Here is a 13,854-nt window from a genome sequence, read left to right as displayed (position 1 = left end):
GGGGTGAGTCCTGTGGTGCTCTGAAACTATCGGTAGCCGCGGAAGGCGTGGCGTAAAGTGCGGTCGCGGGGGACAAGCCGGGACCGCCGTCGGCTGTGGCCCCGGACCGACCTCCCATCCCTTCTGGAGGCTGCCGGCACGATCGCGTGGCCATGGCCGAATCGAGGTCGGTGCCCGCGTGGAGATCGCAGCGAATTCCCCTGTCGCAGTGACGACCTGCGCACCCGAGCCGGCGGGGAACCGTGACATGTCGCGCCCGGCGCGCCTGCGCGCCCACAGCGCCGTCGCCACGGCCTTGGCGCTGCACAGCGATCACGCGTTGCGCGCGCTCGTGGATGCGGCCGCACCGATCGGCGCCGGTATCGGCGGAAAGACGGCGCTGCTGGAGGTCGCCGGAACCCCGGTCTTCGTGAAGCGGGTGCCACTCACCGACCTGGAACGCCGGCCCGAGCACGTCCACTCCACGGCGAACCTGTTCGACCTGCCGTTGTTCTGCCAGTACGGCATCGGCCTCCACGGCTCGCCGGGCTTCGGGGCCTGGCGCGAGCTCGCCGTGCACACCATGACGACGAACTGGGTGCTCGCCGACGAACACGCGAGCTTCCCACTGATGTACCACTGGCGGGTGCTGCCGGACACCACGCCGCTGCCGGGCGAACTCGCCGACATCGACCGCGCCGTCGCCTACTGGGACTCCCGACCGCAGGTACGCCACCGGATCGAGGCCCTACGGGACTCTTCGTCGAGCATCGCGTTGTTCCTGGAGTACATCCCGCAGAACCTGCACGAGTGGCTGAACCAGCGGATCGAGGCGGGTCACGAGGCCGCCGACCGGGCCTGCGCCATGGTGGAGCGGGAGTTGGCCGCAGGCACCGCGTTCATGAACAACCGTGGACTGTTGCACCTCGACGCGCACTTCGATAACATCCTGACCGACGGTCGGCGCCTTTACTTCGGCGACTACGGCCTGTCGCTGTCCTCCGGGTTCGACCTGACACCGGAGCAGGCCGCGTTCTTCGATCGTCACCAGAGCTACGACCGCGGATTCACCGCCACTTACCTGGTCAACTGGTTGCTCACCGCTCTGTACGGGCTCCGTCGGGAGGACCGGGAGACACGCGCCGCGATGGCGCGCGCTATCGCCGACGGCGAACCGGCGCAGGGCATACCCACCGAGGCCGCCGCGATCCTCACCCGGCACGCTCCGGTCGCCGCGGCGATGTCGGTCTTCGCGCGCGCGTTCCAGCAGGAGAACCGCAGCACTCCATATCCGGACGAGGAGATCCGCCGCCTGCTGGACGCGACCGCGCTGGGCGGCTCCGAGCCCTGTACGAGGTACGACTCGAACCGATCAGGAAGCCATCGAAACCGGACTGATCTGTGCACACCCGCTCCTGATGACTGTGAGTTCGCTCCGTCCAGCACCGAACCCGTTACTGCCCAAGGCATTCGATGCGCGGATTCGAAGACCATTGCATAGGGTGTGATGATGCGGTCGCTGTGGGCAGTTCTGATCCTCTGTGCAACGGCCCTGTTCGGCGCCCCCGTCGCGGCGGCGGAGCCCACCGACGAGACGCCGGTCGAGCTCGTGGAGTTGGTGTACGACTTCGGACGCTGCAACACCGACACCTTGATCTTCTCGACCGAAGCCCAGGTGCGCTTGGACATCACCGTGCGCAACCAATTCGACCCCACCGCGCAATTCCGAATGCCGAAGTTCCTGCTCGAGCGCGATCTGCCGGTAACTATCGGTCCCGTGACTTCCTCGGTGTCGTTCACGGTGCATCAGCCGGGTGAGTACGAGTTCGACATCGTCTCCGGAGCCGACGACCGCACGATGTGCACAGGGCTGCTCATCTCCCTGTAGCGACTCTTCGTCGGCGGCACGGACAGCCGCTCCAGGCGGCCGCCCAGCTCGTTGTGTCCACCGCGCCAAGAGAACTCGACCGCTCGGGAGCGCCGACCGACCGTCGAGCCACCGGATCGTTACCTCGCGACCGGGCCCCGGAACCTGACGACACACCGGCTCGACCGAGGCACGCCCGATCGAACCCGGCAATTGCTGAATAATAGCCGTTGTTGGTGGTGGACATGCCCCCATCTGCCGACCGGAGAATCTTCCCAGCCCGAAACACCCTTCGCGGCCGGATGTTTCCGGAGTCACGACAGTGCTGTCGGTAGCAGTCGGCCCCATTCGCTCTGCCCGGAGAAATTCCATGTGAGCTGCCGTCGGTGTCGTCACATTCGACACCTGGAGTGGCCGGATGCAGTGGCGGAACCCGGGCCGGACATAGTGGACCGTCCGCCCGCGACAAGACCGGGCCCGCGCCGCCGATTCCCTCGAAACACTCGGAACAGACCCTGATGGCGGTCGTCGCCGCCCGCAGACCGGATTCAGACACTTGGAGAGCGCAGCCATGACCACAGTAGATCTGCCCGCGATTCTCCCGCGCCCGGACAAGGTGCGGCCACCGATTTCCTCGCCCGGCTCCCGCACAGTCGAATCGCTGCGAACAGCAATACTCGGCACCGCGACGACTGTTCACCACCGCGTACGAACCGTCACCGCAGGTTTGGGCGACCGGCCACGCACGGGGTTGACCTATTCGGCCGAGGCTGCGCTGGCACCGGAGCTGCTGCGTGCGGTGATCGAGGCACTCGGTGGGTCGGCGACCGCGATAGCCGCTGATCCCCGATTGCGCGGTGTGCTGTGTGAGTGGGCAGCGATCTACGCCCCGCACCTGATGCCCGTGCTGACCGGGCATCTCGACCTGTCGATCGGGGCGATCACCGCGCTCGGCAACGGTTCGGGCTACCAGCGTGAACTCCTCGCCGAGCTCGATTCCGGTGCGGCGGTGGGTCAACTGCTGCTGACCGAACTCGGTGGCACCAACGGTGCCGACCAGCAGACCACCGCCACCTGGGACGGCAACCGTGGCGGGTTCTGGCTCGACTCACCCGGCACCACCAGCTGGAAGTTCATGCCCAACATCGCCGACACCACCGCCCGCAAGACCGGGGTGGTCACCGCACGGTTGATCATCGATGGCCGCGACGAAGGGGTACTGCCGTTTCTGATGAGAGTCCGCACCGCACACGGATTCACGCCGGGTCTGCACGTCCTGCCGCTGCCCGACAAGGGATGGGCGCCGATGGATCACGCGATGGTCCGTTTCGACGCGGTGTTCGTCCCGGTCGATGCGCTGCTGGGAGGCCGGTGGGCGGTGATCGGCGCGAACGAGCTGGTGTCGGCAGTGCCTGTACGGCAACGATTCCACCGGGCGATCGCGGCGCTGGGGGAGGGCAGGCTCGATCTGGCCGGTGCGGCCGCTGCCGGTGCGCGGGCGGGGTTGGCGCTGACGGTCAACTATGCCCGACAGCGTCGCCCCGGCGGCCGGACCCTGATGGCGGATCGGGGCACCGTCCGCCGAGATCTGGTGTCCGCGCTGGCAGCGACCTACGCCATCAGCGTCCTGGGCCGCCGTGTTCAGGACATGCGGGTGGCCGCGCCGGCCGCCCAGCCGTTGCCCGCGGTGTGGTCGATGCTGGTGAAACCGCTGCTGGCCTACACCGCGCACGAGGTACTGCTGACGTGCAGGCAACGCGGTGCGGCCCAAGCCTCGTTGCGAGCCAACTGGATTCAGGACTGGATCGGCAACACCGAAGGGATCATCACCGCCGAGGGCGAGTCGCAGTTGCTGTGGAAACAAGCCGGACAACTCGCCTCCTGCGATATCACCGCCCTGTCCGTGCCGGCCACTCCACCGACCCTGCCCTGGTACGTGCGGATGCTCGTGGACCGGGAACAGCGCATCGCCTCCGGACTGCGACGCGACGACATCACCGCGGCGGGAACCGCACTCGACCGTGACACCGCCGCCATCGAACTCGCCGCCGCAACCAGCGAACGACTCGCGGCGACTGCGCTGTGGCAGGCCGCGACCACGGCCCACGACGCCACAGCCCGGAGTCTGCTCGAATCCGTCACCGCGGTCTACACGCTGGAACGAATCCACTCCCGGGGCACCTGGTTCGCCGCGCACCGGCAACTGCCACCCCGGCGCGCTCAACGCGTCCACCACGAACTGCACCGCCATCGCGAGCACGTAGGAACACACCTGGGCGTGTTGGTCGACGGATTCGACATCGCCCTGGACGTCTTCGACGCACCGATGGCCGCCCCGGACTACCTGCGGTGGTGGCAGCAGTGGGCAAGCTCGGCGAGCGCACCATCCGACACCTGCTCTGTCGTCAGCGATTGGACGCGGTCATGACCTGGCCGAACTCGAACACTCGCGTCGCGCCGACATCGTCGTATGGGCGACGGAATTCCGTGCACCGGAAATTTCATCCCGTCGAGCGCTATCAGTGCCAATTATGGGGCGGTTGCTGCCCTCCCGGCGAACTCACGGCGGGTGGCCCGGAGCTCGACGAGGCGGCCGTCCAGATCGGCGTCGACGTCGGGTTCGATCCCGAGGTCCTCTCGGATCGCGCGCCGCAGGAGGCGGACGGCCGAGCCCAGCGTGACGTCCACATAGCGATAGAGTGCCGCGACCGCCGCGGCATCAGTCAGGACCCAATACCCCGGCTGCGAACAGCATCCGACTGAGCACAGAAGTGTCCGTCCAGCGAGAAGGTTCCCTTCCCCGCATTGACGCCAACTTGATACTTTGTAAGCTTCGGGCGCGTGGACCTGCTCACTGGTGGTCCGCCCTGTGCTCCGCGCCGTTGGCCGTCAAAGGTGCCTCCGGCGTAGCTTCGCTGGTGGCTACGCCACCGTAACCGTGAAGCCTCCACCAGAGAAGAGCAAACCCAACTGGGGCAGTCGGCGGTGCACTGCTCCCAGTAGGTATCGGCGGACAGTCCGACCAAGCTCTGCAGCGGCCGACTGTAGTCCAACCCGGTCAGATACAGTGCTAGTCAAGCGCTTTGGGGCAGTACCACGGACGAATGCTGTAACGATTCAGGGATGCTGAACCGATAGTGTCCCGAACTCACTGATCGACGATAGGTACAAGTTGGACATCCTGACCGAAAGTAAGATGCGTTCGTTCGCCGAGAAGAACGGTTTCTCTGGAAAACAGTCCGATCAGTTCGAGTGGTATGTCGCCAGTATTTATACTGAAAGGTATATTGGCGGGAACATTAAGCTTCTCGATGACATAGTTATCGGCGGTGGTGACGACCAAGGGGTCGACGTAGTTGCGATTGTCATAAATGGTGAGGTCATAACCGACCCCAGTGACGTAGATAGTGTGACTTACGATCGTGAAGATAACGATGTTCGTGTCATCTATATTCAGGCGAAAACCAGCGAAAAATATGACACTAAACTGATTGCAAAATTCTTACATGGTATCGAAGTTTGCACTAAAGCTGCAGCGAAAAGGACATCACTACCCAAAGGCTCCACGCTGTCGCAATCGGTCGCAATACTTGAGGAAGTGATCGACAGGATTGATCGATTCCGGACCTCTAGAATCCCGGTGGATATCTATTATGTTACCACTGCTAAACACCCGGGAACCGATGCGCTGCAAGAAAGTCAGGTCTCCACCGCAGTGGAAAGAATTCGAGATCTGGATGTCTACAACGACGACCTGGCGCTGAGATTGCACGGCAAGAATGAACTTTCTGCTAAAGAAAAGGAGCGGAAGGGTCCGCAAAACGTCGAATTCAATTTCTCCCGAAAGTCTTCCATACCGGATGCTGAGGGTATCGAACAGGCGTACATTGGTATAGTAGAAGCGAGTGAACTTATCAAAGTTCTGTTCGATGGAGAGTCCATTAGACCAGGTATATTCGACGACAATGTGCGCCTCTATCAAGGTGACAACAATCAAGTTAATCAGCGGATCTACGCAACCCTGGATTCTCCGAGAAGGGAGATGTTTCCCTTTCTGAACAATGGGTTGACCATCGTAGCGAGAAAGTTGACGAATGTCGCCGATAAATTCTCCATATCGGGATATCAGGTCGTCAATGGAGGTCAGACTAGCCATCAGTTGGTTCGCTGGTACAGGAACCTTTCTGAAATTCAGCGATCCGGTCTCGATTTATCGTCGATCTGGATTCCGATAAAAGTGATAGCTACTTCAAGTACGGACATTGTATCAGAAGTTACAATCGCTACCAATCTTCAAACCTCGATTGCCTCTACTGATATACAGGCAAGCACGCAGGATGCGAAGAATGTACAGCAGTATTTCGAGCAGTCCGGGCAGGATGGCCTTCGGTATGCGCGCCAAAGCGGTGAGTCTGTGGAGTCTTCGGGGTTCACGCGCTTGAGGGTCGTTTCTACGCCTGATCTCAACAGGGCTGTTGCGTCCTGCATATTCGGAGATTCATCGCGTGCGATTGGCTCTCCGAACGAGCTAACAACTGAAGATTCGTACGTTTGGGATGGTGTTCCAGTCGCCTTGTACTTTGTGTCAGCCTGGATCGTGTATCGCGTAGAAAGCTATTTCAGGCGAAGGGACACCTTAGGTAATCAAGCCCTCAAAGCCGCCAAGTATCACGTTGCCATGCTGGTCGCCGCTCAAACTTTTCCGGATCTGGTGCAGGTGTACGGCGATCGCAACCAGCGGCGGGTATTGCAAGTAGTTGAGCAGCAGGCTTCGAATGGCAAGTGGAAAGAGGGTATCGATCAAAGTGTCGAGAATGCGGTACATTTGGTGCGAAATCACTTCACGATCGTGATTAATGAGGGGAGATCGTTGCGCAAGGACGATGTCCGTGCACGGAAAGTTCAGACGGATCTTCTTGACGCGATAATGTAGGCATCAGTCGGTCCGTGGCTGGAGGCCGTTGGGTCATTAAATTGCTACGATTCTTGGGACGCGTGGCATTGCTGATCGACGTACTGCATTTGTGTTCCAGTGCCCTCACTGCCAATGGCTTCTCCGGCATCGCTACGCGTGGCGGGTGGCGAACTCACGGCGGGTGGCCCTGAGCTCGATGAGGCGGCCGTCCAGATCGGCGTCGACGTCGGGTTCGATTCCGAGGTCCTCTCGGATCGCGCGTCGCAGGAGGCGGACGGCCGAGCCCAGCGTGACGTCCACATAGCGATAGAGTGCCGCGACCGCCGCGGCATCGTTCTCGTCGATCTCCAACGCGGCGCGATGACCGATGTCGAGGCACCGATTCACCTCCGACGCGAAGTCGAGCGCTCGGTCCGACACCACCATCTGCGCACGGGAGTAGCTGTCGCGCAGCGCCGCCTGAGCTGACTCGAACTTGGCGAGATCAGCGGGACGCCCGCCGCACTTCTCGTCGAGGTAGTGCCGGATCGCGGCCCGGCAGGAGTGCGCTGCGGTGTTGAGGCTCGCGTACACCGACCGCTTCTCGTCACTGGCCTCTTTACGGGTGAGCTCGCGCAGTTCCTCCGCTCGATTGTCGCGCTGCGCCTGCGCATCGATTCGCTTGCTACGAATCGCGAAAACCTGCGTCACGATGCCACCACCGAGCGTTCCGGCGACCGTGATCGAGGCAACCGCCACATTCGTCCAGTCCATAGTGGCCATTCTGCCTGTACCCCAACGTGATTCACCACCGACCTCGTGTCGATGCGACACAGCGCCGATCGAGACCAGCGCCATTTCGTCTCAGCTGCGGCTTCGGCCGGTCGGGGTCGCGTGGCCCGGGCGGAAGTATTCCAGCGCAATGTAATTGCTGTCGACATCCGTGTCGGACGTGCCTGAACCGGGCGCTCCTGTTCCAGTGTTGACGGCGCTAACATGTGTGCTACGCTCGGGATATTCCACAAGTGAGGGATCTGCGCCGATGTCACCGACGGGCCGGCATAACTGCGATCAGTTCTCGCGTCTCGCGTGAAGCCGACATGCCGGTGACAGGCCTAACGTGGATTACGGGTACTGGCCCGAACGTGGCGTCGGACCACGATGCCTCGACCGACCGGAGAGGAAAGTTGATGTCGAATACGGATTCGCCGATCACCCCTTACCTGGAGGACGCGGCTCGCGAGCTGACCGAGGCAACGGATCCACATCCTCGAATCTATGAGGTGCCGCCGAAGGCAGGCCGGAAGATTCTGGCCGATCTGCAAAGCGATCAGAGCGTTCCCCGCCCCGAGGTCGACGAGGAGTGGGTGGAAGTCGACGCGGGCCGGTGGGGGACAGTACGCACCCGCATCATTCGACCGAAAGGTGCGCAGGGGCCCTTGCCTGTCGTGTTCTATATTCACGGTGCGGGATGGGTTTTCGGTGATGAGCAAACCCACGATCGGCTGTTTCGTGAGCTGACCGTCGGCGCGGGCGCCGCTGGTGTCTTTCCGGTGTACGACCGGGCGCCGGAGAAGAAATGTCCCACGCAGGTCGAGCAGAATTACGCGGTCGGGCAATGGCTGCTCGAGCACGGAAGTGAGCATGGACTCGACACTTCCCGTGTCGCGGTGACCGGCGAATCCGTCGGCGGGTGTATGTCGGCTGTGTTCGCCCTGATGAACAAGGAGCGCGGCGGTATCGACCTGAAGGCACAGGTGCTGCTCTACCCGGTTACCGCCGCTGATTTCGACACACCGTCCTACCATCAGTTCGCCGAGCACTACTACCTGACCCGCGAGGGCATGAAGTGGTTCTGGGATGCCTACACCACCGACCCGGACGCGCGTCGCGAGCCGTACGCGTCGCCGCTGGAGGCGAGCATCGAGCAGTTGCGTGGTCTGCCGCCCACCCTGGTGATCACCGCGGAGGCCGACGTGCTGCGCGACGGCGGCGAACTGCTCACGAACAAACTGCGCGAGGCGGGCGTAGACGTCACCGGTGTGCGGATCAGCGGTACCGTGCACGACTTCATGCTGCTCGACAGCCTCCGCAACGCGCCCTCGACCAACGTGGCGCGCAAGCTGGCGGTCGGCGCGTTGCACGAGGCCCTGCACAACGGGTGATCCTTTCGTCGCCGAGCGGGTCGCGACACTCTTGCCGCGCAGCACCGCGGAGACCGCGTCGCGCCCGCTCGCCGGTGACACACCGGTCCCGCACGCCGGCGGGCCCGCGACGGGAAGCAGCGGTGTGGTCCAGCGCCGCGGCAGCAACAGATGAAGGAGATCACGCATGACCAAGCGCATCCTGAATGTCGTCACCAACGTCGGCGACTTCGACGATCCAGCACACCCGACCGGATTGTGGTTGTCCGAACTCACCCATGCCTGGCACGTCTTCGAGGAACACGGCTTCGAGCAGACCCTGGTCAGCCCGGCGGGTGGTGCATGCCCGCTGGAACCCCGGTCCCTGAAGTTCCCGAACTACGACAAGACCGCGAAGGCCTGGCGTGCCGATCCGGCCCGTATGGCTCTGCTGGAGACCACCTCTCGCCCCGATGACATCGACTCCGCCGACTACGACGCCATCTATTTCACCGGCGGTCACGCGGTGATGTACGACTTCCCTGACAGCGCGGGCCTGCAACGCATCACGCGGGAGATCTACGAACGTGGCGACATCGTCTCCTCGGTGTGTCACGGCTATTGCGGCCTGCTCAACACCACCCTTTCCGACGGCACCCTGCTCGTCGCCGACAAGAAGCTCACCGGTTTCGCCTGGCAGGAAGAGGTGTTGGCCCGGGTGGACAAGCTCGTTCCCTACAACGCCGAGGAGCAGATGAAAAAGCGGGGTGCCCGCTATGAGAAGGGCAAGTTGCCGTTCCTCTCCTACGCCGTGGTCGACGGCAACCTGGTGACCGGGCAGAACCCCGGGTCCGCGAAGGAGACGGCGAAGAAGGTGGCCGCCCTGCTATAGGGGCTGTCAGGCCGGCTCTACGAAGGGGCGCACACCCCAATCAAGTTGACGCCGCTAACATCTATCCGCTATGTTAGCGGTGTGTACATATACGTGACGTGGTGGCGAGAGGAGTCCAACGTCGCGCCCTGCGCTGGTATTCGCAGTGGTTGGCGACCGATCGCGGGAAGCCAGATGGAACGGCCGCGGGTTCCGAGCAGCGAAGAACCGACGGCCCTGCTGGCGGGCAACGCGGTCGTGCAGAAGCCCGACATCCAGACCGCGCTCACCGCGCTGTGGGCGCTGGACCTCATGACCGAGGCCGGCCTGCCCGCCGGGGTGTGGCAGATGGTGCTCGGCCGGGGCAGTTCCATCGGCGAGTCCCTGATGAACAATGCCGACTACATGATGTTCACCGGCTCCACCGACGTCACCCCGGAAATGACCCTCTACGACGAGGAAACCTTCGGCCCGGTCGTCTCGATCTACGCCTTCGGTGATGACGAGGAAGCGATCGAACGGGCCAACGCCACCGCGTACGGCCTCAACGCCAGTGTGTGGAGCCGCAACGGTGGCCGGGCTCGCGCCGTCGCCGCCCGAGTGCGCACCGGCACGGTCAACGTGAACGACGCCTATGCCGCGGCCTGGGGCAGTGTCGACGCACCGATGGGCGGGATGGGTGACTCGGGCCTCGGCCGCCGGCACGGTGCGGACGGTCTCTTGAAGTACACCGAAGCTCAGACCGTCGCGCATCAGCGCCTGCTCGGCTTCTCCGCACCGGTCGGCCTCTCGGAGAGCGCATGGGCCCAGACGCTGACCATCGCTCTGAAGACGATGAAGCGGATCGGCGCTCGCTGACAATGCGGGCGCTGGACGGGAGTCCTGTCCAGAACAGCCATCGTCGAACGAAAGTTCAGAAATGATGGCGCGCCGCTGAGGTCGCGAATCGGCGCCGCCAGCGGTTCTACCAGTATCTCGATTACAGGCTTGTCGGCGAAGAGAGGAAGACATGTTTGCGGTGACACTCGACGGCTACGGCGGTCCGGAAGTCATGAAGTGGACCGAGGTGGCGGATCTGCCCGCCCCGGGACCGGGCGAGGTGGCGATCGATGTGGTGGCGGCCGGCGTGAACCGGGCCGACATCATGCAGCGTCAGGGCTTCTATCCGCCGCCCCCAGGGGTGAGCGACACCCTCGGCCTCGAGGTGTCCGGGGCGATCGCCGCTGTCGGTCCCGGCGTCGAGGACTGGCAGCCCGGTGACGCGGTCTGTGCCCTGCTGGCCGGTGGTGGCTATGCCGAGCGTGTCAATGTGGCCGCCACTCAGGTTCTTCCGGTTCCCGATGGTGTCGACCTGGTCACCGCCGCGGCACTGCCGGAGACCGCCGCCACCGTCTGGTCGAACATCGTCATGGCCGGCGGGCTCCGTGCGGGGCAGACGCTGCTGGTCCACGGGGGCGGCAGCGGCATCGGCACGCACGCCATCCAGGTCGGCCATGCCCTCGGCGCCCGCGTGGCCGTCACCGCCGGATCGCAGCGCAAGCTGGACCGCTGCGGTGAACTCGGTGCCGACACTCTGATCAACTACCGCGAAGACGACTTCGTCAAGGTCGTGACCGACCAATACGGCGGTGCCGACGTGATCCTCGACATCATGGGGGCCGAGTATCTCGCGCGCAATGTGGAAGCACTTGCCGAAGGTGGCAACCTGACCATCATCGGCCTGCAGGGTGGTGCCGTGGCCGAGCTGAACCTCGGTCTGATGCTGTTCAAGCGGGCCGCGGTGCACGTGACGAACCTGCGCCGCCGACCTGTCGACGGCCCCGATTCCAAGGCCGAGATCATCGCCGCGCTGCGGGCTCGACTGTGGCCGCTGATCGCCGCGGGCGAAGTGACCCCCGTCGTCTCGGCCGAGATTCCCATCGCTGACGTGGCCCAGGCGCATCCGCTGCTCGATTCCGCCGATTCCGTGGGCAAGGTACTGCTCATCGTTCGGCGGCCCTGACACGTCCGCCTCGACGTCGCGAGCTGAGCTCGGTCGCCGCGTTACCCGGCTGCGCCCGTATCGGTGGGCAGGGAGGTGGCGAGGAAGGCGAAGACGGTCGCGCGCACTCGCTCGGTCAGCTCTCCCGGCGCACCGGCGTCGAATTTGCCGTTCAGGTACAGGAACGCGAGACCGTGAACGAGTGACCACATTGCGGTGGCCAGTGCTTCCTCGTCCGCTTGCGGGAAGGCTTGTCGCACCACCGACCGGACATAGTCGTGGATCGCGGTGGTCGCCGCGATCCGCTCGGGACTGGTCGGATCGCACGGTTCGGCGAACATCGAGCGGAAGAGCCCGGGGCGATCGAGGGCGAACCGAACGTAGGCAAGGGCGATCGCGCTGAAGTCCTCCGCGGTGCGCGGAGTCTCACTTGCCGCGATGAGGTCTGTGGCGAGGTCGCGAAACCCCACGGCGGCTACGGCGGAGAGCAGCGCGTCCCGGTCGGCGAAATGGCGGTATGGCGCGGCGGTGGAGACGCCTGCGCGGCGGGCTGCGGCACGCAGCGACAACTCGGTGGCGCCGTTTTCCTCGAGGAGCTCGATCGCGGCGCGGACGAGAGCGGTGGGGAGATCGCCGTGATGGTAAGGGGTGTTCGAGGATGCCATGACATCAATCTAACAATTGTTTACAGCGCTTACATCGCCGTCCATGGTCAGGCTCCACACACTGCTGTCCCGGCCGCGTTCGCCGACTGGCTACGGCGTTCGATCGTCGATGCGCAGCTCGGCGCCCTCGGGCACGACGACAGGTTCACGCATCGTCGGCGGCGCTGCTCACGGTTTCTGGCTCTGATGGGAAGGCCACCCGAGCCCGGGCGGTGTGCTGGATGGAGCCAGCGCCGGACTGCCGGTGTGGCGGTCGGCGCGCATGCCCTCGACCAGTTCGCCGAAGGTCGAATTCGCGCTGTGGCGTGGCCGCCAGTCGAGTTCGGTGCGCGCTCGCGTGCTGTCGACGAGACTGGTGCGGTCGGCAAGCCGCAGCCAGCCGGGATGCAGGGGCTGCAGGCCGAGGCGCCAGGTCGCCCATGCGGGTGGAACCAGCATGCTGCGGGGCAGCGGTATCCGGATCCCGCCCGCAGCGCCGACCAGCCGCTGTGCCGACAGCACCGGTTCACCGGCGAGATTGAACGGGCCGACGTGTCCGCCGCGCAGGATCAGGTGCAGGGCCGCGGCGACATCGTCGGAATGCACGACCTGTAGTCGCAGCGCCGGCCACGCGGGGATCGGAAGCCACGGTCGGCCGAGCAACGTGCGCGGCATGTACGGGGAAACAACCCAATCACCCAACTCGCTGCCCGCGTCACCCTGCACCACCGAACACGGTCGGATCCTGGCCAGGTCGATGGCGGGATGGCCCTGTGCGAAGTCGTCGAGCAACGCTTCCAACGTGACCTTGCCCGCGCTGTAAGCGCTGCCCGGAACCCCGGCGCACGGCCAGGACTCGGGCACCCGGTACCGGCGCGGTGCGACCGCGTACGCGGCGGCCGACGAGGCGCAGACCAGGTGTCGCACATCGGCCGCCGCCGCGGCCCGCAACACGTTCACGGCGCCGAGCCGGTTGGTGAGCCACATCGGCGGTTCGGTGGCGCGCGGATGGATCGCCCAGGCCAGGTGAACCACGGCGTCCGCGCCGGTACAGGCTTCGGTCAGGACATCGGCGGCGCCGGAGCCGCCGATGTCACAACGCACCCAGCGGGCTCGGTGATACGGCGGTTCGAGCGGTGGCGGTCGCCGGGCGATGGCCGTGACATCCCAATCCTCGTCCCGTAGGGCCCGCAGCAGTGCGGTACCGATGTTGCCGGACGCTCCGGTGACGACGACCTTCATTCGGTTCGTGCCCGGGTGATCGCCCGATTCCCGCCACCTCGGTCGGCCATCTCAGGAGATGGCCTGGCCGACCGCGTTCGGTCCGGCCGACGTTCGGTCGGGCCCATCCTCGCGCGTGTTGACCACCTCGGTATCGGCACCGTTGTTCTTCGCGGTGGTGACGAGTCCGTCGCCGCCACAGAGGTCGATCCGGCTCATGAGCGGCTCCTCTCGGTGATCGGGCATCGGGCGACAACCCGACATCAGTGGCCAT

At 64.4% G+C, this 13,854-nt stretch carries 12 protein-coding genes; 8 read left to right on the top strand and 4 right to left on the bottom strand.

What is annotated here, in order from left to right; translation table 11 throughout:
- Nucleotides 1-247 precede the first annotated feature (247 nt).
- The 4 genes from ACFO5K_RS27070 (at nt 248) to ACFO5K_RS27055 (ending at nt 6,779) form a co-directional block, all read left to right on the top strand.
- Nucleotides 248-1,480: a protein kinase family protein gene (locus ACFO5K_RS27070; protein ID WP_378568735.1), complete on the top strand. Its 1,233-nt coding sequence runs from the start codon at nt 248-250 to the stop codon at nt 1,478-1,480.
- Between the two features lie 9 nt (nt 1,481-1,489).
- The gene (locus ACFO5K_RS27065) at nt 1,490-1,867 is read left to right on the top strand and encodes a hypothetical protein (protein ID WP_378568733.1); all 378 of its coding nucleotides are present in this window, start codon (nt 1,490-1,492) and stop codon (nt 1,865-1,867) included.
- Between the two features lie 550 nt (nt 1,868-2,417).
- On the top strand, nt 2,418-4,274 hold the full coding sequence (locus ACFO5K_RS27060; protein ID WP_378568731.1) for an acyl-CoA dehydrogenase family protein: 1,857 nt from the start codon (nt 2,418-2,420) through the stop codon (nt 4,272-4,274).
- A gap of 744 nt (nt 4,275-5,018) precedes the next feature.
- Nucleotides 5,019-6,779 (top strand): AIPR family protein, encoded by a 1,761-nt coding sequence (locus ACFO5K_RS27055; RefSeq protein ID WP_378568729.1) that lies wholly within the window; start codon nt 5,019-5,021, stop codon nt 6,777-6,779.
- Nucleotides 6,780-6,911: 132 nt separating this feature from the next.
- Here the strand turns inward: ACFO5K_RS27055 and ACFO5K_RS27050 are convergent, their stop codons facing one another.
- Nucleotides 6,912-7,514 carry a hypothetical protein gene (locus ACFO5K_RS27050; protein WP_378568727.1) on the bottom strand — a complete coding sequence of 201 codons (603 nt, stop codon included), beginning with the start codon at nt 7,512-7,514 and terminating at the stop codon, nt 6,912-6,914.
- 416 nt (nt 7,515-7,930) lie between these two features.
- Here ACFO5K_RS27050 and ACFO5K_RS27045 point away from each other — a divergent pair, with 416 nt between their 5' ends.
- From ACFO5K_RS27045 to ACFO5K_RS27030, 4 genes are all read left to right on the top strand, one after another.
- Nucleotides 7,931-8,905, top strand: coding sequence for an alpha/beta hydrolase (locus ACFO5K_RS27045; RefSeq protein WP_378568725.1), 975 nt, complete (start codon nt 7,931-7,933; stop codon nt 8,903-8,905).
- Between the two features lie 166 nt (nt 8,906-9,071).
- Nucleotides 9,072-9,755, top strand: coding sequence for a type 1 glutamine amidotransferase domain-containing protein (locus tag ACFO5K_RS27040; RefSeq protein WP_378568723.1), 684 nt, complete (start codon nt 9,072-9,074; stop codon nt 9,753-9,755).
- A 174-nt stretch (nt 9,756-9,929) separates the two neighbouring features.
- Nucleotides 9,930-10,592, top strand: coding sequence for an aldehyde dehydrogenase family protein (locus tag ACFO5K_RS27035; RefSeq protein ID WP_378568721.1), 663 nt, complete (start codon nt 9,930-9,932; stop codon nt 10,590-10,592).
- Between the two features lie 151 nt (nt 10,593-10,743).
- On the top strand, nt 10,744-11,736 hold the full coding sequence (locus ACFO5K_RS27030) for an NAD(P)H-quinone oxidoreductase (RefSeq protein ID WP_378568719.1): 993 nt from the start codon (nt 10,744-10,746) through the stop codon (nt 11,734-11,736).
- Nucleotides 11,737-11,777: 41 nt separating this feature from the next.
- Here the strand turns inward: ACFO5K_RS27030 and ACFO5K_RS27025 are convergent, their stop codons facing one another.
- The 3 genes from ACFO5K_RS27025 to ACFO5K_RS27015 form a co-directional block, all read right to left on the bottom strand.
- A complete protein-coding gene (locus ACFO5K_RS27025; protein ID WP_378568717.1) occupies nt 11,778-12,380 on the bottom strand; it encodes a TetR/AcrR family transcriptional regulator in 603 nt (200 codons plus the stop codon).
- A 168-nt stretch (nt 12,381-12,548) separates the two neighbouring features.
- The gene (locus ACFO5K_RS27020; RefSeq protein ID WP_378568715.1) at nt 12,549-13,601 is read right to left on the bottom strand and encodes an NAD-dependent epimerase/dehydratase family protein; all 1,053 of its coding nucleotides are present in this window, start codon (nt 13,599-13,601) and stop codon (nt 12,549-12,551) included.
- 51 nt (nt 13,602-13,652) lie between these two features.
- On the bottom strand, nt 13,653-13,799 hold the full coding sequence (locus ACFO5K_RS27015; RefSeq protein WP_378568713.1) for a hypothetical protein: 147 nt from the start codon (nt 13,797-13,799) through the stop codon (nt 13,653-13,655).
- Between the last annotated feature and the right edge of the window lie 55 nt (nt 13,800-13,854).

The sequence above is a fragment of the Nocardia halotolerans genome, from assembly GCF_042650145.1.
GTDB lineage: Bacteria > Actinomycetota > Actinomycetes > Mycobacteriales > Mycobacteriaceae > Nocardia > Nocardia halotolerans.
Note: the sequence above shows the minus strand (reverse complement) of the source record. Positions and strands in the feature narration are given on the sequence as shown.

Excerpts from the sequence above, each read along its gene's own strand:
- ACFO5K_RS27030 (WP_378568719.1), top strand. The coding sequence starts at position 10,744 with ATGTTTGCGGTGACACTCGACGGCTACGGCGGTCCGGAAGTCATGAAG.
- ACFO5K_RS27035 (WP_378568721.1), top strand. The coding sequence starts at position 9,930 with ATGGAACGGCCGCGGGTTCCGAGCAGCGAAGAACCGACGGCCCTGCTG.
- ACFO5K_RS27020 (WP_378568715.1), bottom strand. The coding sequence starts at position 13,601 with ATGAAGGTCGTCGTCACCGGAGCGTCCGGCAACATCGGTACCGCACTG.
- ACFO5K_RS27025 (WP_378568717.1), bottom strand. The coding sequence starts at position 12,380 with ATGGCATCCTCGAACACCCCTTACCATCACGGCGATCTCCCCACCGCT.
- ACFO5K_RS27070 (WP_378568735.1), top strand. The coding sequence starts at position 248 with ATGTCGCGCCCGGCGCGCCTGCGCGCCCACAGCGCCGTCGCCACGGCC.
- ACFO5K_RS27065 (WP_378568733.1), top strand. The coding sequence starts at position 1,490 with ATGCGGTCGCTGTGGGCAGTTCTGATCCTCTGTGCAACGGCCCTGTTC.
- ACFO5K_RS27040 (WP_378568723.1), top strand. The coding sequence starts at position 9,072 with ATGACCAAGCGCATCCTGAATGTCGTCACCAACGTCGGCGACTTCGAC.
- ACFO5K_RS27050 (WP_378568727.1), bottom strand. The coding sequence starts at position 7,514 with ATGGACTGGACGAATGTGGCGGTTGCCTCGATCACGGTCGCCGGAACG.
- ACFO5K_RS27045 (WP_378568725.1), top strand. The coding sequence starts at position 7,931 with ATGTCGAATACGGATTCGCCGATCACCCCTTACCTGGAGGACGCGGCT.
- ACFO5K_RS27060 (WP_378568731.1), top strand. The coding sequence starts at position 2,418 with ATGACCACAGTAGATCTGCCCGCGATTCTCCCGCGCCCGGACAAGGTG.
- ACFO5K_RS27015 (WP_378568713.1), bottom strand. The coding sequence starts at position 13,799 with ATGAGCCGGATCGACCTCTGTGGCGGCGACGGACTCGTCACCACCGCG.